At 62.0% G+C, this 25,738-nt stretch carries 24 protein-coding genes; 14 read left to right on the forward strand and 10 right to left on the reverse strand.

The annotated features are described in order from the left end of the window. The first annotated feature begins 236 nt into the window (after positions 1-236). Both VHO05_RS19775 and glnA read left to right on the forward strand, forming a co-directional pair. Positions 237-575 carry a P-II family nitrogen regulator gene (locus VHO05_RS19775; protein WP_291150496.1) on the forward strand — a complete coding sequence of 113 codons (339 nt, stop codon included), beginning with the start codon at positions 237-239 and terminating at the stop codon, positions 573-575. A 57-nt stretch (positions 576-632) separates the two neighbouring features. Beyond that, entirely contained in the window at positions 633-2,039 is a 1,407-nt protein-coding gene (gene glnA / locus VHO05_RS19780; protein ID WP_329648353.1) for a type I glutamate--ammonia ligase, read from the forward strand. A 108-nt stretch (positions 2,040-2,147) separates the two neighbouring features. Here the strand turns inward: glnA and VHO05_RS19785 are convergent, their stop codons facing one another. Continuing rightward, entirely contained in the window at positions 2,148-2,456 is a 309-nt protein-coding gene (locus VHO05_RS19785; RefSeq protein WP_329648354.1) for a hypothetical protein, read from the reverse strand. A gap of 815 nt (positions 2,457-3,271) precedes the next feature. Here VHO05_RS19785 and VHO05_RS19790 point away from each other — a divergent pair. Next, positions 3,272-3,649 (forward strand): cytochrome c family protein, encoded by a 378-nt coding sequence (locus VHO05_RS19790; RefSeq protein WP_329648355.1) that lies wholly within the window; start codon positions 3,272-3,274, stop codon positions 3,647-3,649. A gap of 66 nt (positions 3,650-3,715) precedes the next feature. Next, positions 3,716-4,492: a DUF4846 domain-containing protein gene (locus tag VHO05_RS19795; RefSeq protein WP_329648356.1), complete on the forward strand. Its 777-nt coding sequence runs from the start codon at positions 3,716-3,718 to the stop codon at positions 4,490-4,492. Here VHO05_RS19795 and VHO05_RS19800 read toward each other — a convergent pair. The 4 genes from VHO05_RS19800 to VHO05_RS19815 all read right to left on the reverse strand — a co-directional run bounded on the left by VHO05_RS19800 (position 4,489) and on the right by VHO05_RS19815 (position 7,083). After that, a complete protein-coding gene (locus VHO05_RS19800; protein WP_329648357.1) occupies positions 4,489-4,896 on the reverse strand; it encodes a hypothetical protein in 408 nt (135 codons plus the stop codon). The two genes, VHO05_RS19795 and VHO05_RS19800, sit on opposite strands and share 4 nt — an antisense overlap. 108 nt (positions 4,897-5,004) lie before the next feature. Further along, on the reverse strand, positions 5,005-6,126 hold the full coding sequence (locus tag VHO05_RS19805) for a pyridoxal phosphate-dependent aminotransferase (RefSeq protein WP_329648358.1): 1,122 nt from the start codon (positions 6,124-6,126) through the stop codon (positions 5,005-5,007). A 27-nt stretch (positions 6,127-6,153) separates the two neighbouring features. After that, positions 6,154-6,588, reverse strand: coding sequence for a DUF1489 domain-containing protein (locus VHO05_RS19810; protein ID WP_329648359.1), 435 nt, complete (start codon positions 6,586-6,588; stop codon positions 6,154-6,156). Positions 6,589-6,618: 30 nt separating this feature from the next. After that, positions 6,619-7,083, reverse strand: coding sequence for a hypothetical protein (locus VHO05_RS19815; RefSeq protein ID WP_329648360.1), 465 nt, complete (start codon positions 7,081-7,083; stop codon positions 6,619-6,621). Between the two features lie 182 nt (positions 7,084-7,265). On the opposite strand from VHO05_RS19815, the gene VHO05_RS19820 reads away from it, so the two are divergent. After that, positions 7,266-7,730, forward strand: coding sequence for a hypothetical protein (locus tag VHO05_RS19820; protein ID WP_329648361.1), 465 nt, complete (start codon positions 7,266-7,268; stop codon positions 7,728-7,730). A gap of 5 nt (positions 7,731-7,735) precedes the next feature. Here VHO05_RS19820 and VHO05_RS19825 read toward each other — a convergent pair whose 3' ends face one another. Both VHO05_RS19825 and VHO05_RS19830 read right to left on the reverse strand, forming a co-directional pair. Then, positions 7,736-8,539, reverse strand: coding sequence for a YdcF family protein (locus VHO05_RS19825; RefSeq protein WP_329648362.1), 804 nt, complete (start codon positions 8,537-8,539; stop codon positions 7,736-7,738). Positions 8,540-8,548: 9 nt separating this feature from the next. Further along, positions 8,549-8,845, reverse strand: a complete 297-nt coding sequence (locus tag VHO05_RS19830; RefSeq protein WP_329648363.1) for an SH3 domain-containing protein — start codon at positions 8,843-8,845, stop codon at positions 8,549-8,551. Positions 8,846-9,143: 298 nt separating this feature from the next. Here VHO05_RS19830 and VHO05_RS19835 point away from each other — a divergent pair, with 298 nt between their 5' ends. The 3 genes from VHO05_RS19835 (at position 9,144) to VHO05_RS19845 (ending at position 11,712) form a co-directional block, all read left to right on the forward strand. Next, positions 9,144-9,551 carry an isoprenylcysteine carboxylmethyltransferase family protein gene (locus tag VHO05_RS19835; protein WP_329648364.1) on the forward strand — a complete coding sequence of 136 codons (408 nt, stop codon included), beginning with the start codon at positions 9,144-9,146 and terminating at the stop codon, positions 9,549-9,551. Between the two features lie 18 nt (positions 9,552-9,569). Beyond that, positions 9,570-10,313, forward strand: a complete 744-nt coding sequence (locus tag VHO05_RS19840; protein WP_329648365.1) for a DUF5655 domain-containing protein — start codon at positions 9,570-9,572, stop codon at positions 10,311-10,313. Positions 10,314-10,377: 64 nt separating this feature from the next. Further along, positions 10,378-11,712: a hypothetical protein gene (locus VHO05_RS19845; RefSeq protein WP_329648366.1), complete on the forward strand. Its 1,335-nt coding sequence runs from the start codon at positions 10,378-10,380 to the stop codon at positions 11,710-11,712. A gap of 12 nt (positions 11,713-11,724) precedes the next feature. On the opposite strand, the gene VHO05_RS19850 is transcribed toward VHO05_RS19845, so the two are convergent. Next, a complete protein-coding gene (locus VHO05_RS19850) occupies positions 11,725-13,365 on the reverse strand; it encodes a CorA family divalent cation transporter (protein ID WP_329648367.1) in 1,641 nt (546 codons plus the stop codon). A gap of 114 nt (positions 13,366-13,479) precedes the next feature. Next, on the reverse strand, positions 13,480-14,850 hold the full coding sequence (gene mgtE, locus VHO05_RS19855; RefSeq protein WP_329648368.1) for a magnesium transporter: 1,371 nt from the start codon (positions 14,848-14,850) through the stop codon (positions 13,480-13,482). Between the two features lie 272 nt (positions 14,851-15,122). Here mgtE and VHO05_RS19860 point away from each other — a divergent pair, with 272 nt between their 5' ends. The 4 genes from VHO05_RS19860 (at position 15,123) to VHO05_RS19875 (ending at position 21,895) form a co-directional block, all read left to right on the forward strand. After that, complete coding sequence (locus VHO05_RS19860; protein WP_329648369.1) at positions 15,123-16,277, forward strand: polysaccharide deacetylase family protein; 1,155 nt, start codon at positions 15,123-15,125, stop codon at positions 16,275-16,277. A 135-nt stretch (positions 16,278-16,412) separates the two neighbouring features. Beyond that, positions 16,413-17,459 carry a polysaccharide deacetylase family protein gene (locus tag VHO05_RS19865; RefSeq protein ID WP_329648370.1) on the forward strand — a complete coding sequence of 349 codons (1,047 nt, stop codon included), beginning with the start codon at positions 16,413-16,415 and terminating at the stop codon, positions 17,457-17,459. Between the two features lie 210 nt (positions 17,460-17,669). After that, on the forward strand, positions 17,670-18,830 hold the full coding sequence (locus tag VHO05_RS19870; protein ID WP_329648371.1) for an efflux RND transporter periplasmic adaptor subunit: 1,161 nt from the start codon (positions 17,670-17,672) through the stop codon (positions 18,828-18,830). Continuing rightward, the gene (locus VHO05_RS19875) at positions 18,830-21,895 is read left to right on the forward strand and encodes an efflux RND transporter permease subunit (protein WP_329648372.1); all 3,066 of its coding nucleotides are present in this window, start codon (positions 18,830-18,832) and stop codon (positions 21,893-21,895) included. The genes VHO05_RS19870 and VHO05_RS19875 overlap by 1 nt, the downstream gene beginning before the upstream one ends. A gap of 17 nt (positions 21,896-21,912) precedes the next feature. Here VHO05_RS19875 and VHO05_RS19880 read toward each other — a convergent pair whose 3' ends face one another. Further along, positions 21,913-22,662 (reverse strand): SDR family NAD(P)-dependent oxidoreductase, encoded by a 750-nt coding sequence (locus tag VHO05_RS19880; RefSeq protein ID WP_329648373.1) that lies wholly within the window; start codon positions 22,660-22,662, stop codon positions 21,913-21,915. A gap of 354 nt (positions 22,663-23,016) precedes the next feature. Between VHO05_RS19880 and VHO05_RS19885 the strand changes: the two genes are divergently transcribed. After that, positions 23,017-24,789, forward strand: coding sequence for an EAL domain-containing protein (locus VHO05_RS19885; protein WP_329648374.1), 1,773 nt, complete (start codon positions 23,017-23,019; stop codon positions 24,787-24,789). An 82-nt stretch (positions 24,790-24,871) separates the two neighbouring features. Beyond that, the gene (locus VHO05_RS19890) at positions 24,872-25,735 is read left to right on the forward strand and encodes a TIGR01459 family HAD-type hydrolase (protein ID WP_329648375.1); all 864 of its coding nucleotides are present in this window, start codon (positions 24,872-24,874) and stop codon (positions 25,733-25,735) included. Positions 25,736-25,738 lie beyond the last annotated feature (3 nt).

Raw genomic sequence — 25,738 nt, forward strand, 5'->3', positions numbered from 1 at the left:
ATTGCCGGCGATCTTGACCAGCTCAAGCAAACCGAAGGTGCACAAACCACGAGCATTATGTCTATTTTTTAATCACTTTTGGGCTGCTAGACTGCCTATGCAAAAGGCAGAAATCAACCAACAGGCTGAGACTTAAGGATTTAATTTAGATCGAACGACTTGGCATATCCCGTGCTACCCGATGGCCGGTCCGGCGCATCAGGCATGGCGGCGGGACTTCTGAAGGATAAGGGCGCATGAAAAAGATCGAGGCCATTATTAAGCCCTTCAAACTCGACGAGGTCAAAGAAGCTCTCCAGGAAATCGGCCTGCAGGGCATCACCGTCATCGAGGCGAAGGGATTTGGCCGTCAAAAAGGCCACACCGAGTTGTACCGCGGCGCCGAGTACGTGGTCGACTTCCTGCCGAAGGTGAAAATCGAGGTCGTGCTCGGCGACGAAATGCTTGAGAAGGCAGTCGAAGCCATTCAGAAGGCAGCCAAGACAGGCCGCATCGGAGACGGCAAGATCTTCATCTCGACCATCGAGGAAGCCATTCGTATTCGCACCGGTGAAACTGGCGCAGAAGCCATCTGATCGGCGCCGGCAACCGCATCAATTGAGTCAAATAAGCAGATCCATAGGGGAGCGTTTATGAAAACGGTCAATGACGTCCTTAAGTTGATCAAGGACAAGGACGTAAAGTTCGTCGACCTTCGTTTCACCGACACGAAGGGCAAGATGCAGCACGTCACCGCCGACGTGAGCTGCGTCGACGAAGCCATGTTCGAAGGCTATGCCTTCGACGGCTCGTCGATCGCCGGCTGGAAGGGCATCGAGTCCTCCGACATGTACCTGAAGCCCGATCCGGCTTCGGCCCACATCGATCCTTTCTTCGCCCAGACGACCGTCGCCATCTTCTGCGACGTCATCGAGCCCCTCACCGGCCAGCCCTATGAGCGCGACCCCCGCTCGATCGCCAAGAAGGCCGAGGCCTACATGATGTCGCTCGGCATCGGCGATAAGATCTACTTCGGCCCCGAGGCCGAGTTCTTCATCTTCGACGACGTGAAGTTCTCGACCGATATGTATAACACCGGCTTCAAGGTCGACAGCTCGGAGCTGCCCACGAACTCGAACACCGAGTACGAGATGGGCAACCTCGGCCATCGTCCGCGCGTCAAGGGCGGCTACTTCCCGGTTCCGCCGATCGACAGCTGCCAGGACATCCGCTCGGAAATGCTCTCGGTTCTCTCCGAGATGGGCGTCTCGGTTGAGAAGCATCACCACGAAGTCGCGTCCGCTCAGCACGAGCTCGGCGTCAAGTTCGGCCCGATGATCACGATGGCCGACCACATGCAGGTCTACAAGTACGTCGTGCACCAGGTCGCTCAGGCCTACGGCAAGACGGCGACCTTCATGCCGAAGCCGATCTTTGGCGACAACGGCTCGGGCATGCACGTCCACCAGTCGATCTGGAAGGGCAGCGAGCCCATGTTCGCCGGCAACAAGTACGCCGACCTTTCGGACACCTGCCTCTACTACATCGGCGGCATCCTGAAGCACGCGAAGGCCATCAATGCCTTCGCGAACCCGCTGACGAACTCTTACAAGCGTCTGGTTCCGGGCTATGAGGCTCCGGTGCTCCTTGCCTACTCGGCTCGTAACCGCTCGGCCTCGTGCCGCATCCCGGTTGTGACCAGCCCGAAGGCAAAGCGCATCGAGATCCGCTTCCCCGATCCGGGTGCCAACCCCTACCTCGCCTTCGCGGCCATGCTCATGGCCGGCCTCGACGGCATCCAGAACAAGATCCATCCGGGCGACCCGATGGACAAGAACCTGTACGATCTGCCGCCGGCAGAGCTCGCCAAGATCCCGACCGTTGCGGGCAGCTTGCGCGAAGCCCTCGCATCCCTCGACAAGGACCGCGGGTTCTTGAAGGCTGGCGGCGTCATGACCGACGACATGATCGACGCCTACATCGAGCTGCGTATGGCAGAGAACATGCGCTACGAGATGACGCCGCATCCGGTCGAGTACGACATGTACTACTCGGTCTAAGCGACTTCGCGTGGGGGAACTACGGCCGTGATCCTTCGGATCATCGGCTATCCTACAAGCCCGGCAGCAATGCCGGGCTTTTTTTGTGCCCGCGCCCCGTCAGTGCGATCAGTAGAAGAGAAGAATGCCTATAAAAACGCCGGCCAGCGCGAGACGATAAAAGCTGCGCTCGTGATGGAGGAGCCAACCGACGAAGCGGCGCGGCAGCTCAGCCCAGGATACGCGCGCCAAGGCTGACAGCACGAGCCCCAGCACCAACCCGAGCAGCAAGGATCCGAGGTGAACGCCGGATTGGTCCGCGCTCAGGACTTGCTCGATAGAGAGGTTGGGCAAGGGGGCAGTGCCGATGACTGTCAGCACACCGGCAGCAAGGAAACCAAAGGCAAGAAGCGAGAGAAACCCGATCGCCGATCTCATGACGACCTCGTGGGATTTGAGGAACGATTTGTGAATAAGGCTCCAGCGTACGCGGCTCGCGTCAACGCCAAGTTAACTACAGGTCCGCGGCTCACCAGCCAGTGACTTGAACGCACTTCATGTATTGACACGTCGGCTACAGAGGCGCAGACTCTCATCATTCTGGAGAGGAGGTCTAAGAAAATGTGGCCACCGGGCAGAATTACGTCGCTCGCCTCTAAGTAGAGATGACTGCATAGCCAAGCAATCATTGAGCGACAGAAACAGATAACTCGACAAATCAGCGTGGAAACTTGGGATAGACTACGAGCTTACAAGCGAAGTGGCATGAGGCCGTGTTAATAGATCATCAACCCCAGCAATACCAGAGATCGGTTGCTGGAGAGATCGGGAGCGTCACAGGAGCGAAAGCTGACCTGTCATCGCGCACGATGCTGAACCTGCCGCAGCCGGAGCACGCAGCAATCTTGATTTCCGCGAGACCAGGATCAGACGGCTAGGACAAAGGAAGGACGGAGCAGGTCACCGAGCGTGTTCGGGGAGACAGGATCTCGCCCAAGATGCACTGCTCGGAAGCACCCTCCGCCACGAAGTGAAGGAAGTCCTCGTCCGCGATCGCGCGAGCCCGCTGGGAACCTCCCCCGGCGGGCTCGTTACTTTGGACCCACGGGCAACGCGGCGTCGCGCGCTCCCTGTGGTCGCCAGCATGGGAATGCGCAGTGCTCCACCTCGAGCATGCTGGCTTTGTGTTGCGTCAGTATTTATACGTACGTAACACAGCCTGACGGGCTAGTGTCCAAAATGGAGGCCTTGAAATGCGGAAGTGGACTATGGCGGCAGCCCTCTTGGCAGCCGTTCCAACGGCGGCGTCAGCCCAGGATGTTGCGGCAGGGGGTGCGATCTTCAAAAAATGCGCGGCCTGTCATCAGATCGGCGCGAACGCTAAGAACGCCCTCGGGCCCGAACTGACCTGTGTTGTTGGCCGCAAGGTCGCGTCCGTCGAAGGCTTCCAGTACTCCGAGGCTCTGAAGCACACGACCTGGACCACCTGGGACGATGAGCACTTTCTGCAATGGATAGAGAACAACAAGAAGCTCGTCCCCGGAACCAAGATGATCTTTCCAGCAGGCGTCAAGGACGAGACCGATCGCGCCAACCTGCTCGCCTACGTCAAATCCCAGTGCGCCAAGTGAGATGAGACAGCGGGCGACGCATCTCGTCGTTGCACCGCCATGATTGAATGCGACCGAGGTGCGATGATGCGCCTCGGTCTTCTTATTATCGCTTCGGCTCTAACACTGTGCGGCACGGCATTCGCTCGTGCGCCGTACGGCTGGCTGCCGTCGCCAACTTCGCCTCCACCAGCCCTTGCGGAGCGCATCGCACCACCTCCGGGCTTCGAGCGAACTCCAGTACCGGAGGGCTCCTTCGCCGCCTGGCTGCGCGGCCTTCCGATGCGCCCCGAAGGCGCAAAGGTCATGACCTACACCGGCAAGCCAAAATGGCGCCAGGACGTGCACGTCGCGGTCATCGATATCGACATCGGCAAACGCGACCTGCAGCAGTGTGCCGATGCGGTCATGCGGCTCCGCGCGGAGTGGCTCTACAGCCTCGGCCGCGACAAGGAGATTGCCTTCAACGACACGGACGGCAAGCGCCGCCGCTTCTCCGCCTCACGCGGCACCGACCACGCGGCACTCCGCAAGTACATGGATCTCGTGTTTGCCTACGCCGGCACCTATTCGCTCGAGCGCGAACTGAAGAAGGTCGCACCGAACGACATCGCTATCGGCGACGTCTTCATCAAAGGCGGCTTCCCCGGCCACGCGGTGCTCGTGACTGACATGGTCGAGAACAAGGCGACCGGTGAGAAACGCTTCCTGCTGCTGCAGAGCTACATGCCGGCGCAGGACATGCACATCCTCAAAAACCCGAAATCTCAGGACGGTACGCCCTGGTACACGCTGCCCGTGGGCGAGCAACTCGTCACACCGGAGTGGGTGTTCCTAGGGACGGCCCTTCGCCGCTGGCCTTAGTTCCGGGATAGCCGGATCACCGCCGAGCCCTTGCTGCTCGTTAGCCGCACGACCTGGCTGCGACCGCTGACGGAAATCGAGATCTTGCCCGACGTATCGAATTCCGGATTGTAGAACGTACCGCGATAGCTGCTTCCCGAACCCCGAACGAACGCCGTCTGTGAAACGGTCCCCGACTGCGTGGCGCACGTCGCGCTCACATCGTACGCGGATTTTCCGCTCGGGCTGAAAGTTGCCCGGCAGCGTGCCTGCTCGGACGAGCCTGAGCTGAACGTGACCGTTCCGCCGCCCCTCCACGATCCTGCCAGACCGGGCGAATCCGCCTCGGCAGGCACGATCGCCGATGAGAGCAGGAGTGCTCCAAACCCCAAAGAAAGAAACAGGCCCTGTGCGGCTTTCAGCATCAGTCTCCCCTTCCTTGTTCACCTGCCGTTGTGCCGCTCGTGTCGGCCTCGGCTGCACGAATGAGTATATCCACGAAAGTTGAGTCTCCAAGGCGGGGATCGGTTCAATTATTTTTTGTGCACCCGCTCACGCGCGGCTTTGAGCGCATCCGGTAGAACGTCTGCGAAGACTGCGAGATCCTCATCCCGGCCGCAGGAGATCCGGATGCACCGGTCAAGCGGCACGACTTGCGGCTTGCGAGCAAAGACATCCCGCGCCAACAGCTCGTCCAGCACAGCACGCGCAAACGCGCCGTCCGCCCCGCAATCGATGGTGACAAAGTTGGCCGCCGATGGGAGCGGATGAAGCCCGTTGCTGCGGGCAATCTCCGATATCCTTTTACGCGCGCGATCGATCTTGTCGACCGCAAGCTGAAGATAGGGTTGATCCTGCAGGGCTGCTAGGGCCCCAATCTGTCCGACGCGATTAATTCCATAGTGGTTACGCACCTTATCAAAAACGGCGACCAATTCGGCGTCGCCAATCGCGTAACCGATCCGCGCGCCTGCAAGCCCATACGCTTTAGAGAAGGTACGCAGGCGCAGCACCTGTGGATTGGTGACATCGATCGCCGGGATCGCATCGGCAGGCGCGGTGTCGCAGTACGCTTCGTCCAATAGCAACAGAACACCGTCGGGAAGGGCCTCAATGAGCCGGTCGAGAGCGGCGGCAGGCCACCATGACCCCATCGGATTGTCAGGATTGGAGACGTACAAGACACGGGCGTTCGTCTGCAGCACCGCCGCCAGCAGTGCGTCCAGATCTTCCCGGTCGTCCCGGAAAGGCACGCGAACCAACGTGGCCCCTTGAGCCGAGACATGGAAATTGAAGGTGGGATAGGCACCGTCCGAGGTCACGATGACCGTGCCGGGATCGGCGGCAATTTTTACAGCAAGCCCAAGCAGCCCGTCGATGCCTTCGCCGATCACCACGTTGTCCGCGGCAACTCCGTGGTGCTGCGCAACGGCTTCCCGCAGGTCGTGGCTTTCAGGATCCGAGTATTTCCAGTTCTCCGCTGCCGCGTCGGCCATTGCGCGCACAGCTAACGGACTCGGCCCGAAAAGACTTTCATTGGCGCCAAGACGAGCAACAAAAGCGCGTCCCCGCGCGCGTTCTTGCGCCTCAGGTCCGACGAACGGCACGAGATTGGGCAGCTCGCGAACGATGCGCGTCAGCGTGGGACGTCCCATTAAGGTCCTCAGCATTGCTTGTTGTTGTTAGATAAGCCCCAGCTCGGTGAGCGCACGGCGCATCTCCGGCGGAATGGCCGCCAAATCAGCCGTCGCTTTCCCGAGATCCGCGGGCGCATCATCTGCTGTGAGATAACGCCAGCCCTGAAACGCACGGCGTGGAACCGGCCGCACGGGGATCAACTTGCGATCGAGAAGGATCAGGCAGCACGGGCTCCCGTCGTCCTTCTTGCCTTCCTCGAAGCCGATCAGTCGCTGGCGCACCTGGATCGTTCCTTTGATCACCCAGTAGAGTGACCCGCCGTCGAGCTCCTGCTGCCGCTTCGGCGTCTGAAGGGTTGCATGAAAAATGCGGGGTTTCTCACCCTTGGCTTTTTGCTCCTTGAGACGTGCGCTCTGCCACGCCGCCAGATCCTCAATTGAATCGGCTCCGACACAGAGCTTGACGATGTGGAGCGTCATCTCGCAATCCAGTCGAAAGGTAGGGCCTGATCACTCCGCGGTGCAGAAGCCTGTATACTGGCCAAACACCGGCTGCCCCAAGAGCCCAAAGTGCCGCGAATGCACCGCCGGATATTTCCCGGCCGTCGTATCCTTGTCGTAGATCGTCGTGAGGTTGAGGAAGCCTTCGTTGACCACCTCTAGAAAGTGGTTGGCGTTGATCGCGCGCACCACGCTGAGTTTACCGCTCTTTCCGTCCGGCTGGGTCTTGAGAGTCGCAGACTGCTTTTCGAGGTCGATATCCTCGATGCTGAACGCAAGCGGATTGGGCGGCTTGGATTGGAAGGTGCCCGCGTCGTAGCTCCACGACGCACCCGACGTGAAAGAGCATTTGAAGGTCTTGGGAAGGCTGTCGTCGCCCACATCCTCAGCTCGCGCACCAACGCCAGCAGCGAGAGACAAAGCACTGGCCAAAGCCAAAGCACCAAAAACACCAGCGATCGACTTGAAGGTCATGCATGCCTCTCAAAATGGGGTCCAGAAGTGGCCCCACACTTCAGACATCGAGGGGTACCGCGTCACAGTAACCGGGGTCAACCCACGCGCATATCAAGCCTTTCTCCTGCCGCTATTGAAGATATTCCTTGGAATCGGCCGACTGGGTACCATAGGACAACCCCACGGCAACCCGGTTAGCCATGCACAACCCTGCCAGACCCAAGAGATTTGCGGCGCTCGCGGCGCTGGCTCTTGGCGCGTGCGCCTCACAAAGCGGCGAGCTGGCAGCCCCCGTGACACCCGTTGCCGAAACCGTAACGCGGCTTCCGCCCGCTTCGGGATATCAGATGAAGCCCGACGAGTTGGCGCTCGATTGCAAGAAGCTCACGGGACGTATGGCTGTTCGCATCGTCCAGATCCGTGACTATCAGACCCGCCACCAGACGACTGCGTTGTCCCGCTCCATTCAATCGACAACCACTTCGGTCATGGGTGGCTCGAAGGAAGGGACCGATCCTGAGGGACGCTACGCGCGCGACCGCGCCCAGCTCGAAGCTTTCAATCAGAGGCTCGCGGAGAAAAACTGCGCCAACTTCGATCTCAATGCCGAGCTCGATCCAAACGCCAAAGATCCGCCGCGCACGAGACGCCTGAACAAATCCTGATCGCGTCAGGGACCCGGAAACAGCTCGTCGATACGGCCCAGCGCGCGATAGGCAATCAGTCCCAGCCATTCGTTGGCACCGAGATCGAGGCGCATGAGACCCTGCGGAATGCGTTCGAAGAGGCGCGTGAGGTCGACCGGCCCGCGCGTCCGGTAGTCGACCGGATAAGCAATCACGTCAAAGCCGGCCTTGCGGAAAAGGCCCATCGCGCGCGGCATGTGATAGGCGCTCGTGACGAGGTACCAGCGCTCGCCTTCCGCTGGTTTGACAAGTTCACGCGTGTAGACGGCGTTTTCGTAAGTGTTGCGGGACTTGTCTTCGAGGACGAGCCGCTCTTTCGCAACTCCGGCATCAACGAGAAATGCCGCGACAGCGCTGGCCGCCTCCACATTCCGCGCGAGCAATCCTCCGACACCGCCCGTGAACACGACCTTGGCTTCAGGGTGGCGAAGCGCGAGACGCAATCCTTCCGTCACACGCTCCGCCGCCTCGTTGAGACCTAAGCCGCCGCGCCCTGTCGAGATCCATCCATCTTCAAACCCGCCGAGCAGGATGATTCCGTCCACGCGGTCGCCCGGTCCGGGAGCTGGTACCGAGGCAAACCGCTGTTCGAGCGGCAGCACGAACCAGTTGCCAAGCGGCCCCAGCCCTCCGAGAAGCAATGCAAGGATACCGCCGCCGACGAGCCAGCGGGCACGCCGGCTCGCGGTACCGCGCCGCATCATCCAAAGTCCGCCCGCAATGCAGAGGACGAAAAGTGTCGACGGCTGCGCCATCAGCGCGAGGACTTTCGATAGACCGAACGGCATCCGCGAGGCTTATGGACAGTTGATCTTGCGCATGTTGGCCTTGTCCGCATAACCCTCGAGCGAGCCCTTGCGGATTGCACACCAGAAGCCACGCGGCGTGCAGAAGAGTTTGCGCTTCTCGAGAATGTCCCCCTTGTTCGCGACCCCGATGACGTCCGAAGTGCTATAGGGCCGGGCCCGGATGTTGAGGCTCGATGTCGTCACCTTGAAGCAACCGTAGTTGGTCGCCGCCTGAGCATCTGCCGCAACGCCTGCCATTGCGACGAGGCCCGTCAGTGCGAGGGTGAATGCGGACTTGGACTTCATTGAACTTTCCTCCTTGGAACACCGTGCGGATCGACCGGTACACGGCCGATGATGAACCGGATTTGAACCGGCTGAATCCGCGAGCAGGCTCGTAATGCCGATTACGGATAAAAGTGTGGCTGACGCTGCGACATACCCATTTGATTGCGCCTCCCGAGCCCGGTAACCGTAGAAGATCGTTTGCATACTGTCCCCGGAGCGGCAGACAAGTTCGGACATCATGGCGAATATACCGGCACCTGGCTCTCCGCCCCCCTCGACGGTTCCCTGGCCCCCCATCCTGTTAGCGGCGGTCTTTGTGGGCGCGTTGGCCCTCGGCTATGCAGCACCCCTGCCCTGGCCGGGCAAAAACGACCTCATGGCCCATCTCGTCGGGCGGGGACTTGGAGTGCTGGGAATTGCCCTTCTTTTCTGGGCGGGCTGGACGTTGCACCGCCACCGCACGACGTTTTTGCCCGACAAGGCCGCCACCCACCTGGTGACCGACGGCCCTTACCGCTTTCGTCGCAATCCCATTTACATCGCTGATATCCTGATCCTCTTCGGCTTGGCCGAAATCACTCAGAACATCTGGTTTGTGATCCTGGCGGCCCCCTTTGCCCTCCTCGTCACATGGCTCGCCATTCTCCCGGAGGAACGCCATCTCGAAGACCAATTCGGCGACGCCTATCGGGACTATAAAGCCCGGACCAGGCGCTGGATTTGAGTCGATGAGAGGGACATCGTGAGTACGGACTACGGCGAAAAGGAGCGCCAGTTTCTCGAGACGCTGAAGGCCGACACCGGCCGCACGCTCGAAGAATGGATGGCCGCGATCGCGGCACAGGGCCTGACGCACCGAAACGACATCATCGACTGGTTGCGCCGTCAGGGCTTCATGTTCTCCAAGGCGTCCTGGATCGAGCGCATCCACAATAACGGCGGCCGGCCCATCTACGATGGCGTGGAGCGTCCAAGCGCGCGGCCGCGGCCGCGCAACCCGGGCTCTCCCCGACTTCCCCTCGTACCGGCGGTCGAGCCGCCGCCTCCACAGCCTGCCGTGCCTGCTCCGTTGCCGAGGCCGCCGACGCTCACTCCTTCGCCTCCGCCGAGCCGCTCACCAGCCGCGCCACAAACCGACGCGACCGCGCTCGACGCGCTGCTCACCAAAGCCAAGGCCTTCCGTCCGCTCGCTGTTTATGTGCTGACGGAAGTTCGCAAGGCGGTCCCGGGCGTCGTGGCGGCTCCGCTCGATTCAGCCATCGTCTTCAGCGTCGGCACGGCGAGCTTTGCCGTCCTGACGATAAGCGCCAAAGAGCTGAGGCTCGGCCTCGATCTCAAGTCCAAGCCGGCCGATGTCCCGTTGGAAACGGCAAAACTTGCAATTCGCGGCGCTGCGCCCATGTCCCATTTGATTGCGCTGACGGACGCACGTCAGATCACGCCTGCCCTCATGGCCGCCGTCGCGCAGGCAGCCGCTGGCCGTTAAACCGCGCCACAACATCGATTTGCCGGAATTTCAGCGCTGCATGGCCGCCCGAATGGAGGCTCGATTGACACCCGCTCGCTCTGCCGCACGACGGAAAATCCGGACACTTACCGGCTTTGTCTCGGCTCTCGTCCTTGTTTCGGTCAGCCTGCCAGCGACCGCCGAACCCATAGGCGGCAAGGATGGAATTGCAGATCTCCTGAAAGGCGGCCAAGCACCTTCAGCCGCGCCGGGCGTTGGAGCACCGTCAGCCGCCACGCCTACGCCAGAGGTCGAGCGCGATCCGCGTGAAGGCGACCCGAGCTATGAGCAGGCACGCGCGCTGATGTCCGCCATTGATGGCCTGCTCGCAGACGTCGCCGAGCAAAGGTCGGAAGCCAAGAAGCTTCCCGGCAAAGACGAATTTCTAGTCACCCCCATCTGGACCGAGACGAAGGAGGATCGCGAGGCGCGCATTCGCAAGCTTCTCGACGCAACGCTCGGCATCGTGACCGACGCCCCCGTTGTCGAGGTGCAGAAGCGGATCGAAGGTCACCGCCGCAACATCCGCGACCTCGAAAGCAACATCATCACCCTGAAGGAAAAACAGCTCACGGCACCGAAGGAGGCCATGCTGCCGGGTGTGCTGACCGACACCGTCGACAGCCTCGCCTCCAAGATCACTGAGCACAAGACGCGGATCACGGAGAACGAGGCGGCAATCGTAGCGGCTAAGGGCGAGATCAAGGACGCGCTTACGAGGTCCGGCGTGGACCTCGCGCCCGACCAGATCGATCTGCTCCTCGACGGCGTGCTTTCAGGTGACCTGGTCCGCCTCGTCGCCACCTTTCATGCGGCCAAGCTGATCGACGGTCAGCTCGCGAAGCTCATGACGGCCACGGCTGAAAGCCCCGGCGCGGCCCGCAAATACTTTGCCATGCATGCTGCGTTGTTTGCGCTTCTGGTTCATGCCCAGGACGCGACGATCAACAAGATCGACACGCAATACATGCCCAAGCTCGATGCCATCCTGAAGGATCTGGCGGCTGCAAAGGCCAAAACCCAGGAGCTGATGCGCGCCGAGAACCGCCCCGACCAGAAGCGTGCGCTGGATGCAAACCGAGAAAGCCAGAAGCTGGCCGAGGAAGCCGCAAAGGGGTATCGCCGTTACCTGACACAGCAGCGGGAGCAGATCGCCGCTGCTCGTACGCGAGCGACACACGACCTGCGCATCGCCGACAATACCTTCGACACTGTGGAGGCGAGCCTCGAGCTGCGCAATCTCATGCGGGATAGCTCGACCTCATTCGAGGCGATCCAGAAGCTCGAGGCGCCGACCTTCGAGCAGATCTTCAAGAACGAAGAGCTGCGCCGCGAGTTCGAGAATTTGACTCGCAAACTGGACGCTCCGACGAGCTGAAGCGCGTTCTGATTACGGCGGCGGTGAGCCGCCAAACCATACACGCATTAACGCGCGTCCCCGGCGCACCCAGGTCACGCGTTCATCCGAAAGTGCATCGAGGAAGTCCGACAAACGCCGTGACTTCATGACCGTGTAGAGGGTCAGGAACGCCGTCGGAACGAACACGGCAAAGAACGCCATGATCCGCCACCACACCGGCTCTTGCGTCCAATCGAACAGGTTCATCCCGATGAAACCGGTCGTCACGGTGCCGACGAGACCGAAGGTCGTGACCACGGTGAGCCGCACGACGGTCTCGTTCTGCTTGCGGGTCGCTTCGACCTCCAGGAAATTTCCCATATCCTGCAGCTCTTCGCGAACCTCGGCATAGAGGTCGTCGAGATTGAGATGGCGCCGGGTCATATCGAACAGCTCGCGCACCTGCGCGTGGTTCGAGATGCTGTGGAACCAATAGCGGTGCGCAAACCTCAGGAAATTCTCGTGCGCGGCGCGAATATCGCGGCGGAAGATCCGGTTCGCCTTGGAGTTCGTGATATCAAGCCGGCTGATCGCCCCCACGAGGCGATCCGAGAACATATGCAGTGCCGCCTTCTGGAAGTGCGCGATCAAGAACATCAGGAAATGCTGATGCCGGAAGCGAGAAAGAAGTCCGCTATCGCAGCTGGTGAAGAAATCGTCGGAGGCATCGCCCGTGACAACGAGGGTATGTCCGGACGCGTGAAAGCGAACGCTCGCCGCCTTCTCTCCCCCTGATGCGAAATTGCGATCGTAGCAGTAGCGCGTCTCGAAATCGGCGAGATAGGTTTCCGCATAAGGCAGCGCCGATGCCTCGCCCGATTCATTGCCCAGCGCGAGGCGGATCGAATCCGACCGCGACAGCGTCTCGGCCCTGTCGAGCGCGAGGTAGGCCATATAGGGCATCCGATAGTATTCGAGCTGCCGGAAACGCACCAACCCTTTCACATCGCGATGATGAAGCACCATCGGCGACATGAGGAACTCCCAATGCGCCGCAGTTGCCGGGGCCCGGTGCCGACAAACGAACGCCAAGAACTTTTCTCGGTTTTCATAGTCGGACGCCGCAAGCACGCGCCCATCCCCCGCCAGCCACTCCACTTTCCACGGGCAGTGGCCTCCGCGACCGCTCTCATCCCAATAAGCCGGATACGCGCGACCGAACCGGAACATCAAGTTCTGCGCAGTTTCGAAAGTGATGTCGTCGGCAAAGACCTCCACCGCGAGAATCGCGACATCGATGTCGAAGAAGAAATAGAGATCGACGTGTGCGACGCGGAGATTGATGGGTTCATCGCCCTGGTTGAGGGTAACCCGGGCCCCCTGCACATCCGTGCGCCGCATCACGCGGATGGGACTTTCCCCGTAGACCTTGCTGACTGAGCGCCCAATGCCTTGGCCATATAGGAACCGCTGAACGGGCGGTAGGAACGTAACGAATTCGTTGTAGTGGCGCGCCTGGAACTCGGCCGGATCGCCGAACTCATCGTCCACTTCGTGCCAGGGGTTGTCGGGACTGGGTTTCTCCAGCTGCTCCCAGTGATCTTGGAGTGATGCATCCTCATCGAGCTGAAGCAAATAGACAGGCCACAGCAGGATTTGGCGCAGATGCTTGACGCGCTTCTCTTGGATCATGGCTAGCAGCGGAGGCCCCTGTGCGAGTCGAGACCTTGATAATCACGCCTCGCCGCTCGCCCGCAAGCAGCAAACTGCGCGCGCCAGTCATCAAAACGTCATGCAGACACTTGGCTACTTGAGCAGGAAAATCGAAGCCAAGCCCAGAAATGCGAAAAATCCCACGCAGTCCGTGACCATAGTCACAAACACGCCCGACGCAGGCGCCGGATCGAGCTTGAGGCGATCGAGCGTCAATGGAATGAGAATGCCTGCGAGCGCGGCGGCCAGCAGGTTCACCACCATGGCCACCCCAATCACGGCACCGAGACGTCCGGAGCCGAACCATAGAAACACGATGGTCGCCATGACGATCGAGAGGACAAGACCGTTGAGAAGTCCGACCAGCGTTTCACGCGTGATGATGCGCGACGCGTTGGCCGAGCCGAGCTTGTTGGTCGCCAAGGCGCGCACGGTCACTGTCATGGTCTGCGTGCCGGCGTTGCCCCCCATCGAGGCGACGACAGGCATGAGCACGGCCAAAGCCACCATCTGCGCGATGGTGGCGTCGAACTGCTTGATAACGAACGACGCTAACACGGCGGTGCCGAGATTGACGATGAGCCACGGAATGCGGCTGCGCGCGATGCCCGCAACGGTGTCGCCAAGGCTTTCGTCACCGACGCCGCCCAACGCCCTCATATCCTCGTCGGCCTCGTCCTGAATGACCTCGACGACGTCGTCGACCGTTATGACACCGACCAGCTTGTTGCTCTGATCGACGACCGGCGCGGAAAAGAGGTCGTACCGTTCGAACTGACGCGCCACATCCTCTTGGTCGGCCGTTGCGAGCACGACGTGCAGATCCGGATCCATGATCTCGGAAATCGGCACATCACGCTTCGTGCGCAGCAGCCGAGAAAGCTCGACGCTTCCGAGCACACGGAAGGCAGGATCGACAACGAAGATCTCCGAGAAACTGTCGGGAAGATCGTCCGTCTCGCGGGCGTGCTCGATGACCTGTCCCACTGTCCAATAGGGAGCGACCGCCACAAAGTCGCTCTGCATGAGACGGCCGGCGGACTCTTCCGGAAATTCGAGCTGCCGTTCGAGCGCGGCCCGCTCCCCGCGCGGGAGTTGCGCGAGAATCTCGTCCCGGTCCTCCTGTTCGAGGTTCTCGATCAGGTAGGCCGCGTCGTCGGTATCGAGTTCGGTAACGGCCTTGGCCAGGAGATCGTTGGGCAGCGCTTCCGAAAGCTGGTCACGAACCGACTCGTCGATCTCGGACAGCACTTCATAGTCGAAAGCCGGGCCCAGGGCTTGAATGAGGGCGATACGATGCTCGGGGCTCAGAAGCTCGATGACGTCGGCGAGGTCGCGGGCACGCTGATCCTCGACCAGACGCGCAGCACGGGCACCCTCGCCGTCATGAAGCGCGAGAGCAACATCACGCACCAGATCGGCAACGCTGATGGCATCAGCCTCGGGATGAGCCTGCTCGTCCATGTTGGCCTTCGATCTCCAAGATATTGCCCTGGGGACGCATTGCACGACACCGTGGCTCCGCTGCATCACGGTGTCCGCGGAGAAATTAGGTTGATAGGCCAAGATTGCGGGCCAGCGCTAGCATAGCCGTCACATCCGCGACACTCCGAACCATCAAAAAAGGGTAAGTTGTGAGACGGGTTGCAATTTACATAAAAATCCTTTTACGAACCGTGCTTCAATGTGCAAGACACCAGGCCCACATTGGGGTCCCGGACATAGGGAGATCGACGATGGGCGCCAGTCGGTGCGCATGGCTGGCATTTGGGGTGTCGCTCGCGATCAGCGCCGGCGCCGTGTCGTTGGCGTTCGCCGAAACGCCCGCATCCGACTCCATGCCGGGTCGCGCCCAATCCGCCGCCCAAGGCACGATCGATGCCGCGCCACCCGTCAACACCGGGGGCACCTCCGACCTTCGCCCATCTTATGGTCCGCCTGCTCCGGCAAACACGTGTTCACACGCCGATGCGCTCGGCGTATCGCGCGTGGTTGAGATCGACACGACAACGGGGCCCGAATTCGGCGATCAGTACCTCAAGACCGAAGCCAAGTTCCTTGAGCCGGGCGAAGTCGTCCTGACTTTCGACGACGGCCCAATGCGACGCTACACGCTCCCGATCCTCGATGCTCTCGACGAGCAGTGCGCCAAGGCGACCTTCTTCTCGGTCGGGCGCATGGCGATCGCCGATCCGGTCACGCTCCAGGAAGTCGCGCGTCGTGGCCATACGATCGGCGTACACACGTGGTCGCACAAAAACTTGTCCCACCTTGGAGCAGACGCGATGAAGCGGGAGTTCGAGCTCGGACTTTCCTCGGTATCGGCGGCTGCCGGAACACCCATCGCTCCCTTCTTTCGCTTCCCCTACCTCGCCCACAGCAAGTCCTCGCTGGCCTACGTGCGTAGTCGCGGCGTCGGCATTTTCGGGATCCATGTGGATTCGAAGGACTTCCGCACCAAGAGTCCGGGAGTCGTGTTGCGCAACGTGATGGCCCAGCTCGACCGCGAGAAAAAGGGCATCCTTCTCTTCCACGACATCCAGCCCTCCACGGCCGGCGCGTTGGCGAGCCTCCTCGCCGAGCTGAAGTCCCGCGGATACAAGGTCGTGCACATGGTTCCCAAGAACCCGCCTGTGACGCTGCCAGAGTACGACGCGATCGCGGAGAAGTCGCTGAAGGCAAAAGCGCAGTCAGCTGCGAACGCGCCGCTGTCCAAGCGCGCCGCCACTTGGCCGGTTTCCGGCACGGAGCCTGACGAAGCGGCACCGGCCGCCGCTCCTGCTGCCAAGCCGTCGTCGGCTCCAGCCGCACAGCGCTCGTCGTCCAAGCCGTTCGACTGGGCCAATCCGTCGAACGATCCGTGGCAGCTGAGAGCCTTCGGTCACCAGTAATATCGGCGACCGGGATTCAAAAGTCGCGCTCGCAGCCAAAAATCACCTTTCACGGGCCGTATCGCTTGATCGGCCCCTGGGAAATCACCGACAGTCCCCCCAATATTGATTGGAAACGGACGACGGGAGATCCTCTTGGGCTTGCTGATCAAACGCTCGGCCGCGCTTTTTTGCGCCCTCGCTGCTTGGACGACAGCCTCCGCCGCTTCGGATTGCGCCGACCCGAGCAAGGCTCTCGGCGTGTCCCGGATCATCGATGTCGATACCTCCGGCGGGCCGATCTTCGGGGCTGTGACGAAGCGAGAAAAGGAAGAGAGTTTCCTCGCCCCCGGCGAAGTCGTGCTGACCTTCGACGATGGACCCGTGCCGTGGGTGACCCAGCCGATCCTCGACACCCTCGATCAATTCTGCACCAAGGCGACATTCTTCTCCGTCGGGGATATGGCCCTCTCGTATCCGCAGATGACGAAAGAAGTTCTCGCGCGCGGACACACCGTCGGCACGCATACTTGGTCGCATCCCAACAATCTGCGCCGGCTGAGCTTCGAAAAGGCGAAGGATGAGATCGAGCGCGGCTTCGCGGCCGTCTCCCTCGCGGCAGCCACGGGGATCGCGCCGTTCTTCCGCTTTCCGGGGCTGAACGACAGCGACGAACTCCTCGGCTATCTGCAATCACGCGGCATCGCGAGTTTCACGGTCGACGTCATCTCGGACGACAGCTACATCGGCAATCCGCAGCGTATCGCCGACCGGACGCTCAAGCTGACGGCTGCCCGTAACGGCGGCATCCTCCTCTTCCACGACTTGAAGCGCCCGACTGCCAAAGCGCTCCCGGCTATCCTGGCGGGCCTCAAGGCGAAGGGGTTCAAGGTCGTACACCTGCGCGCCAAGGCACCGGTGGTTCCGATTGCCACACTGGATGCGGAGTTGCAGCCGATCCTCGCCAAGGCCCCCGCGCGCAATCTCGTCCCATTCCACGGTCCGGTACCGGCACCCAAAACCGCCGAAGGCCAGGATCCGGCCATCTCCGAGCTTGCCCCTCCGGCGAGAACACGGCTGACCGAAGCCCCGCAAGGCGGAGACCGCCAGGCCTCCTCTCAACCCCTCCGACGGCGGGCCAAACCCGCAGCCGCCGCAACCCGCGCCCGCCGCCACCGGCGCGGTGCGACACAACCAATCTAGCAGGCTGCACCACCCCGACCGCAGTAGCTCCTGCCATATTTCGGGCGTAAGCTCACGCCACCCCGTACCTTCCGGCGCAGCGAAAATGCGACGGATCACAACGGCTGTGGCGTTTAACGAGTGTGATCGCTGGCTTTCAGCGTTGGCCGGACGATCTCGACGTTCCAAGCCCCGCCGCGAGATCGCCCCGCAAGCTGCTAAGGTGCCGACATGGTGAAAGTCTGGATGGTCTGTGCCTTGCTGCTTCTGGCGGCTAGCGGCGGCTATTACGCAACTGACGGAAAAATCTGGGGCGAAGTCCAGCGCGTCGCCGCGACGGCGCTTTCACAAAAGGACACCCAAGGTGCCCCATCGCCCAAGCCGGAAGGCAAGAAGGGCGGGGCGGCGGACGGGCCGGCCGCCGGAGTTGCTGTTGAAGCGGCGACCGCAATCACGACGACCTCGACCGAAGACCTGCGTGGCATCGGCACGCTGCAATCCGACGAATCCGTTCAGATCACATCCGAGATCGCAGGGCGCATTACCGAAATTCCACTCGTCGAAGGCGCGTCGGTTGCGGTCGGTGACACGATGGTCCGGCTCGACGACGCCCTCGCTCGGGCCGAAGTCGATGACGCTCAAGCGCGCTTTATCCTAGCGCAGGGAAATCTCGAGCGTGCCAACTCGCTGGCGAAGACGGGCAATGTGACCGAGCGTGCGCGCGATGAAGCGACCACAAATGCGGAAACCTCGCGGGCCGCTCTCGAACTCGCCAAGGTTCGCCTCTCGAAACATACGATCACCGCGCCTTACAGCGGAGTGGCGGGCATCCGCAAGGTCTCCCCCGGCGCATACGTCACGGCTGGCCAGCCGATCGTCAATCTTGAGAAGATCGATACCCTCAAGATCGACTTCAAACTGCCGGAGCTGTACCTGTCTCAGGTCAAGGCGGGGCAGACCGTCGAAATCGCCGTCGACGCGCTTCCGAACCGCACCTTCACCGGCACGATCTACGCCATCGACCCCCATATCGACATCAACGGCCGCGCGCTCTCCATCCGCGCCCGCCTCGAGAATCCGGAGCTGATCCTGCGGCCAGGCCTGTTCGCGCGCATTCGCGTCAAAGGGCAAGTGAAACGAAACGTACTCGTCATTCCCGAGGCCGCCATTGTTCCCCGCGGCGAGGAAAAGATTGTCTACATGGTCCGGAACGGGCAAGCGATCGAGGCAAAAGTGACGCTCGGCAGCCGCAGCAACGGCATGGTCGAAGTACTCGACGGACTTGAAGAAGCCGCCACTGTGGTCACGGCGGGCCAGCATAAGCTGAAGGATGGCAGTACCGTCGAAATCGTCGTCGGCAGCACGCCCGGCACGCGGGCGCGGGGCACCTGATGGGTCTGTCCGAATTTTGCATCCGCCGGCCTGTCTTTGCCACGGTGCTGAGCCTCGTCATCGTACTGCTCGGCGTAGTTTCCTACACTCGCCTGACGGTGCGTGAGTATCCGAACGTCGACGAACCGGTCGTCTCCGTGCAGACACGCTATCCGGGCGCGTCGGCGAAGATCATCGAATCCCAGGTCACCCAGATCCTCGAAGGTTCGCTCGCAGGCATTTCTGGCATCGACGTTCTCGAGTCCTCCAGCCGATCGGAGGACAGCCGCATCACGGTCCGCTTTCGGCCCGAGGTCAATCAAGACGTGGCAGCGAGCGACGTGCGTGACCGCGTGTCTCGCGTACGCGGCCGCCTGCCCGATGAAATCGACGAGCCGGTCATCGCCAAGGTCGAAGCCGACGCCCAACCGGTCATGATGCTGGTCTTCACGAGCCCCGTGTTGAACCCGCTCGAAATCAGCGATTACGTCGATCGCTTCGTCGTCGATCAGCTCAAGAACCTCAATGGCGTCGCCGATGTCACCATCTACGGTGAACGCCGCTACGCCATGCGCATCTGGGTGGACCGCGAACGGCTTGCAGCCTTCGCGCTTACCGTTCAGGACATAGAAACTGCACTACGCGCACAGAACGTCGAACTGCCCTCGGGGCGTATCGAAAGCGCAAACCGCGAATTCAGCGTTCTATCCCGCACCGGCCTCGTCACACCGGAAGAGTTCCGGAACATCGTCATCAAGGTGTCGGGAAGTCATCAGGTGAAGCTCGGCGAAGTAGCGCGGGTCGAGCTCGGCGCATTCGACGAACGCCGCGAAAGCCGCTGGGGCGGCAAGACAGCCATCGCGGTCGGCGTCATCAAACAGGCGGTCGCCAATCCGCTCGACGTCTCGCTGGCCGTTCGAGCCTTGCTTCCGAAAATCAATCAATCGATGCCGAACGGCATGCAGGCCGACGTTGGAAACGACGATTCCATCTTCATCGAGCGCTCGATCCAAGCCGTCTACCACACCATCGGCGAAGCCATTCTCCTCGTCGTTCTCGTTATTGTTTTCTTCCTACGGTCGTTCCGCGCCTCGCTCATTCCAATCGTCACGATTCCCATTTCGCTGATCGCAACGTTTACGCTGATGCTCATGTTCGGGTTCAGCGTAAATACGCTGACCCTGCTCGCCATGGTGCTGGCCATCGGCCTCGTCGTCGACGACGCCATCGTCGTGCTTGAGAACGTGTACCGCCATATCGAGCACGGCATGAAGCCCGTCGAAGCGGCCATCAAAGGCACGCGCGAGATCGGGTTTGCCGTGATCGCCATGACGCTGACGCTCGCGGCAGTCTATGCACCCATCGCCTTCGCGCCAGGCAAGACAGGCCGCCTCTTCCTCGAATTCGCGCTGACGCTTGCCGGCGCAGTCATCATCTCCGGTTTCGTCGCTTTGACGCTGACGCCGATGATGTGTTCGCGTCTCCTGCGTCACAATCCGAACCCTGGGCGCACTTTCCTCTTTGTCGAGCGCCTCCTGACCGGTCTTGAGAACGGCTACCGGCGAACGCTGCGCATTGCGCTTGCAAACCGGCCTGTGGTGCTGCTACTTGCCGTTGCCGTCGCGGGCTCCTGCTACTTCTTCTTTACAAATCTCAAAGCCGAGCTGGCTCCCGTCGAGGATCGCGGTGTCCTCCGCATCCGCGGGACGGGTCCCGAAGGCGCCACACTCGCCTACATCAGCCGCTATAGCGCTCAGGCCGACGAGTTGCTCGCTGACCTGCCCGAGGTCAAGTCGCGCCTGGTCATCAACGGCAATCCTGAAGTGTCTCGCTTCCTGATCTTCGCTCCTCTCAAGGACTGGAGCGAGCGCGAACGCACGCAGCAAGAGCTCACGCGAGAGCTGACACCGAAGACGAGGCAGATCGCCGGCGCCCAGACCTTCGTCCAGAACCCTGGCGCCTTCGGCCAGCGTGGCAACGCCCGGCCTGTCGAGTTTGTCTTGCAGTCGTCGGGCACCTACGAGGAAATTCAAGCGCTGTCGGACAAGCTCGTAAAAGCACTTGAGGGCTACGGCGGTCTCGAGAGCCTCGAAACGGATCTTAAGCTCAACACTCCGGAGTTCCGCCTCGAGATGGATCGCGCCAAGGTCTCCGACCTCAGGCTGGACGTAAATGTTGTAGGCCGCACGCTGGAAACGCTGCTCGGCGGACGCCAGGTGACACGCTTCGAGATGAACGGCGAGCAATACGATGTGATGGTACAGCTCGCCGAACGGGATCGCTCGACTCCCGCCGCGCTCGATACGATCTTCCTGCGCTCACCCAGCGGCGAGATGATCCAACTGTCCAACATCGTCAAGGTGATCGAAAGCGTCGCGCCGAAGGAGCTGAAGCGCTTCAATCAGCTGCGCTCGGTCACGTTATCGGCGAATATCGCGCCCGGCTATGCGCTTGGCGAAGTGCTGGATCATTTGGAGAAGACGGCACTCGAGGTACTTCCCAAGACGGTCCAGACGGACGTCAACGGCCAGAGCCGCGACTACCGCGCCTCGAGCCAAAGTCTCGCGCTCGTGTTCGTGTTGGCGCTCGCCTTCATCTATCTCGTGCTGGCGGCACAATTCGAGAGCTTCCGCGACCCGCTGATCATTCTGATTACCGTACCGCTGTCCATGTGCGGCGCGCTCGGCATGCTCTATCTCGTCGGCGGCTCGCTCAATGTCTATTCGCAGATTGGCCTTGTGACCCTGGTGGGCCTCATCACCAAGCACGGCATTCTGATCGTGGAGTTCGCGAACCAGCTCGAGGCAGAAGGCCGCCGCAGGACGGATGCCGTCATAGAGGCGGCGAGCCTTCGATTGCGCCCCATCCTCATGACGACAGGTGCGATGGTTCTAGGCGCAGTGCCCTTGGCCCTGGCGGTTGGCGCAGGCGCCGAGAGCCGGCAACAGATCGGTTGGGTAATCGTCGGTGGCATGAGCCTCGGCACGGTGCTGACACTCTACGTCGTGCCGACCGTCCTTAGCATGATCGGATCCTCGCATCGCCGGACGGCGGAGCCCGGCGGCGAAGCCCTTCCCGCGGAATAACCGGCTCCCCCGGACGATCAGCACCAGCGCCGCGAAGCGCCTTCCGCATCGAGCACATGGCCGGACACGCTCTGACCCTTGCGGCTCGCGAGCTGCAGAGCGACGGCAGCGAGATCTGCGTCAGAAACCGCACCGTGTCCCCCCATCGACGCAACCGACGAAGGCGGCGCGATGGCGTTGATGCGAATACCCTGGTCGGCCCAATCTTGCGCAAGTCCGCGCGTAAGATCCGCGAGCGCAGAGCGCAGCATATCGGCTAGCATCATCGCGCGGCCGCCTGTTTTGTCGGCAACGCGTACGACGTTGAGGATCGATCCCTCGACCCAAACCAGCCGCATCCGATTGGCCGCGACCTGCGTGAGGCAGAGCGGCACGCTCAAAACATCGGCGACCAGTGTCTCGACGTCCTCATAGGTCTCGAGGCGCTGCACGGCACTGCTTTCGACTGACGCGAAATTGATCACCACGTCGACGCCGCCGAAATCCTGCACCGCGGTCTGCACCAGACGGGCGGCGTCCTCGTCGCTAGCCAAGGGAGTGTTGAAAAGGCGGAGATCGGAGCAATTTTCCGCGAGAACAGCGGCCAACTCCGTCATCTCTGGGCTGTCCTCCGGCGACTGAATGATGAGACGTGCGCCATGATCGACAAAGGCCCGGGCGACATCGAAACCCGATGCCGAGGTGAGGCCCGTAATCAGAACGCGGGCGCCCGTAAGTTCGGGCATCGCAACAAACTCGCAACTGGGCGCGACAACGCTCATCAACATCAGGGCAGGTCTCCTTTGTACGCCGGACAGAGAGGCGGCCCGGACACGACGATACCATGCCGATTCGCCTAACGACATCTAAACGGCGCCCCGATTCGGGTAGCGCCTTGGCTGGCTCGTGGCGCCTTTGCGGCCTTCCCCTGAAGTCTTTCCGTCGAGATGCCGTGACAACAGGACACACAAGTCGATGCATCCGCGCCACGCTCGACTTAAGCCATCTATCAGCCTCGCGAATTCCTGGTGATACCGCCGGTCCTTCACGTTGCCTATGTCGCCGAAGAGCCTGACTCTCAACCATGCGATTCGCACCGGAGTCCGTGTGCCGCGTCTGCAAGTATGGGGGAAGAGCAGATAATGACGGGAAATCAGAAAGCCTCACAGGCCGTCGTGGTGGTGGCTATGGGCTTGGTCGTCGGCGCCGGAGCTGTAGCCCTTTATCAGCACGCAGGCTTGCCGGGGCCTGCCGCCGCAACTGCGGCTCTATCCGCCTATCTGCTTCTGCTCACGGTTCACGCCTTCATCTGGCGCGGCGGACGCGGGGCGTTCAATCCCGTAAAGATGCTGGAAAAGCGCTCCCAACCCATCCGTCAGAAAAATGAGCCGCGCGCCGCAGCGCCACAAAGCCAGCCCGCACGCAACGCACGCCCCCCTTCTCCGCTGCAGGCCCCGCCCTCGCCTCCCGAAGGCAGGGCGCGAGCACCCATCAATTCGCAGACACCCGCTCCCGCTATGCCTCCGCCGCTTCCGGCGCGGCAGGCTGAGCGGCACGTGCCCGCGAGCCTCGCGCTTCCCTCTAACCCACAAGCGCCTGCTCGCAACGCCGATGCAGATGCAGATGACCTGGATGATTTCTGGTCGTTCCGCCCTGCTGCAACGCAGGACAAGAAGCTGCCTCCGTTCGTGACTGGCCGCGCTGGCGGACGCGCACCTGAGCCGACGGTGCCGAGTCCGGCTCCCGCTCGCGCGGCGACGGCTCCGGCCAATTCTCATCAAATGCCCCCGGCTAGACCCGCACCTGCACCCCACCAGTCCAGCGCGCCGCGCGAAGCGGACGTCGAGGTTATTCAGGATGCCATCAAGCGGCTGCTGGAAGAGGTCAACGCAGCCGAGCAGCAGGAGGCCCGCGCTCAGCAGGCTACGGCGAATGGCATTGCCCCGCCGCCGCTGCCGGCTCGCGGTCCCAATACGCCGGAATCCTCGGTCGATCGCTCCATCGACGCGCTGCGGATGACCGCGGGCTCGATGCGCTCCGCCCTCGGCGAGCATGAGGCTGCCGCCCCCCGCAACGCCGCACCGCCGCCGCTCCCGCCGTTCGTTCGTGGCCCGCACCAAGCACGAGCCACGTCGCCCTCGGATGCCCGCGCGCGTCTCATGGCGGACGCCATTTCTGCTGGTCGCATCGATGTGGCACTCGAGCCCATCCTCGGACTCGAGGACCAGCAAACCCGTCACTATGAGGTCAGCGTTCGCCTCCGCGACGCAGACGGCAACCCGCTGGACGTTGACGGCGGCCCCGACCTGCGCGGCACCGGGCTTCTGCCGCTCTTCGACGGCGTCCGCATCACGCGCACCGCCGCAGTCGCCCGTCGCCTCGATGAGCGCGGCAAGGGTGGATCAGTGTTCTCGGCCTTCAGCGGCGAGTCCATTGCAGACGAGCACTTCCTCGGCGAGTTGGCCGAAACGCTGCACCAACGTTCAAGCCTCGCAAGCCAGCTTGTGCTGTCGTTCACGCAGACGGATGTGCGCGGCTTCTCAACCCCGGAGTGGGATTCGCTCGCCGACATGCGCTCCCTCGGATTCCGGTTTGCGCTCTCCGCTATCACGGACCTCGACATGGATTTCGAGGCGCTCGCCGAACAAGGCTTCGCCTTTGTGAAGCTCGACGCCACCGTGTTCCTCGAAGGCCTCCCCGCCCCCAGCGGACGCATCCCGTCGAACGACGTTTGCCGCCATCTCGCCCAGCACGGGCTGACGCTCGTAGTCGATCACATCGAGAGTGATGATCAGCTCGCTCGCGTATTCGGCTTCGGGGTGTTGCTCGGCCAAGGCCAGCTCTTCGGCGGCGCCCGCCCCGTTCGGGCCGACGTCGTTGCCACCCGGGCGAGGGCCACCGTAGCGGCCGAATAGGAAGCGGAAATCGCATCCCTGCGGCCAACCGGCCGCAGGGACACCGCTTGCCGAATGGCGGCACAGCGACTACGCATGCGAGATGGAAACGCCCGCAGCACTCGACATTCCCATCCTCTCCTCGATCGCTGACCTCGCTCCCGGGCGAGACGTCTGGCTCACCGACGTCTGGGGCGTAATCCATAACGGCGTGGCGCCGTTCGCTTCGGCTTGCGACGCCTGCACCCGGTTTCGCCTCGCCGGAGGAACCGTGCTCCTGCTGTCTAATGCGCCCCGGCCCGCTGCCAGTGTGGCCGTCCAGCTCGATCGCATCGGCGTTCCGCGCTTTGCGTGGGATGCTATCTTGACCTCGGGCGATGCTGCGCGCTCCCTCGTCGGCGCTTACGCCGGCAAATCCGTGTTCCACCTCGGCCCGGAACGCGATCTCTCGCTCTACGACGACTTGGGCGTCACCCTTTCGGACGCAGCGAGTGCCGAAGCCATATCCTGCACAGGGCTGTTCGACGACGAGATCGAGACACCCGCCGACTATGCCGAGCTCTTGGCGGACTTCGCATCCCGCAATCTGCCGATGATCTGCGCCAATCCAGACCTCACGGTCGAGCGCGGAACCCAGATCGTCTACTGCGCCGGCGCACTCGCGACCGAATTCGAAAAGCTCGGCGGCAAGGTGGCCTACGCCGGCAAGCCTTACCTGCCGATCTACGACATGGCCTTCGCCTTCGTCGAAAAGCTGAAGGGCAAGCCCATCCCCCGCGAGCGCATCCTCGCCATCGGCGACGGACTGCGAACGGACATCAAGGGGGCCGCGGCCGCCGGCATCGATAGCGTCTTCATTGCCAGCGGCGTCCATGTCTCGTCGGGTCTGACGCCAGAGACGCTGGCCGAGCTGTTCCCCGACCGAGCCGGTCGTCCCATCGCCGCCATGTCGGCGCTCGCCTGGTAGCGC

Source organism: Hyphomicrobium sp., from assembly GCF_036262015.1.
Classification (GTDB): domain Bacteria; phylum Pseudomonadota; class Alphaproteobacteria; order Rhizobiales; family Hyphomicrobiaceae; genus Hyphomicrobium_C.

Excerpts from the sequence above, each read along its gene's own strand:
- VHO05_RS19870 (WP_329648371.1), top strand. The coding sequence starts at position 17,670 with ATGGTGAAAGTCTGGATGGTCTGTGCCTTGCTGCTTCTGGCGGCTAGC.
- glnA (WP_329648353.1), top strand. The coding sequence starts at position 633 with ATGAAAACGGTCAATGACGTCCTTAAGTTGATCAAGGACAAGGACGTA.
- VHO05_RS19775 (WP_291150496.1), top strand. The coding sequence starts at position 237 with ATGAAAAAGATCGAGGCCATTATTAAGCCCTTCAAACTCGACGAGGTC.
- VHO05_RS19800 (WP_329648357.1), bottom strand. The coding sequence starts at position 4,896 with ATGCTGAAAGCCGCACAGGGCCTGTTTCTTTCTTTGGGGTTTGGAGCA.
- VHO05_RS19830 (WP_329648363.1), bottom strand. The coding sequence starts at position 8,845 with ATGAAGTCCAAGTCCGCATTCACCCTCGCACTGACGGGCCTCGTCGCA.
- mgtE (WP_329648368.1), bottom strand. The coding sequence starts at position 14,850 with ATGGACGAGCAGGCTCATCCCGAGGCTGATGCCATCAGCGTTGCCGAT.
- VHO05_RS19815 (WP_329648360.1), bottom strand. The coding sequence starts at position 7,083 with ATGACCTTCAAGTCGATCGCTGGTGTTTTTGGTGCTTTGGCTTTGGCC.
- VHO05_RS19860 (WP_329648369.1), top strand. The coding sequence starts at position 15,123 with ATGGGCGCCAGTCGGTGCGCATGGCTGGCATTTGGGGTGTCGCTCGCG.
- VHO05_RS19875 (WP_329648372.1), top strand. The coding sequence starts at position 18,830 with ATGGGTCTGTCCGAATTTTGCATCCGCCGGCCTGTCTTTGCCACGGTG.
- VHO05_RS19885 (WP_329648374.1), top strand. The coding sequence starts at position 23,017 with ATGACGGGAAATCAGAAAGCCTCACAGGCCGTCGTGGTGGTGGCTATG.
- VHO05_RS19890 (WP_329648375.1), top strand. The coding sequence starts at position 24,872 with ATGGAAACGCCCGCAGCACTCGACATTCCCATCCTCTCCTCGATCGCT.
- VHO05_RS19850 (WP_329648367.1), bottom strand. The coding sequence starts at position 13,365 with ATGATCCAAGAGAAGCGCGTCAAGCATCTGCGCCAAATCCTGCTGTGG.
- VHO05_RS19825 (WP_329648362.1), bottom strand. The coding sequence starts at position 8,539 with ATGCCGTTCGGTCTATCGAAAGTCCTCGCGCTGATGGCGCAGCCGTCG.
- VHO05_RS19805 (WP_329648358.1), bottom strand. The coding sequence starts at position 6,126 with ATGGGACGTCCCACGCTGACGCGCATCGTTCGCGAGCTGCCCAATCTC.
- VHO05_RS19810 (WP_329648359.1), bottom strand. The coding sequence starts at position 6,588 with ATGACGCTCCACATCGTCAAGCTCTGTGTCGGAGCCGATTCAATTGAG.
- VHO05_RS19790 (WP_329648355.1), top strand. The coding sequence starts at position 3,272 with ATGCGGAAGTGGACTATGGCGGCAGCCCTCTTGGCAGCCGTTCCAACG.
- VHO05_RS19820 (WP_329648361.1), top strand. The coding sequence starts at position 7,266 with ATGCACAACCCTGCCAGACCCAAGAGATTTGCGGCGCTCGCGGCGCTG.
- VHO05_RS19880 (WP_329648373.1), bottom strand. The coding sequence starts at position 22,662 with ATGTTGATGAGCGTTGTCGCGCCCAGTTGCGAGTTTGTTGCGATGCCC.
- VHO05_RS19795 (WP_329648356.1), top strand. The coding sequence starts at position 3,716 with ATGCGCCTCGGTCTTCTTATTATCGCTTCGGCTCTAACACTGTGCGGC.
- VHO05_RS19785 (WP_329648354.1), bottom strand. The coding sequence starts at position 2,456 with ATGAGATCGGCGATCGGGTTTCTCTCGCTTCTTGCCTTTGGTTTCCTT.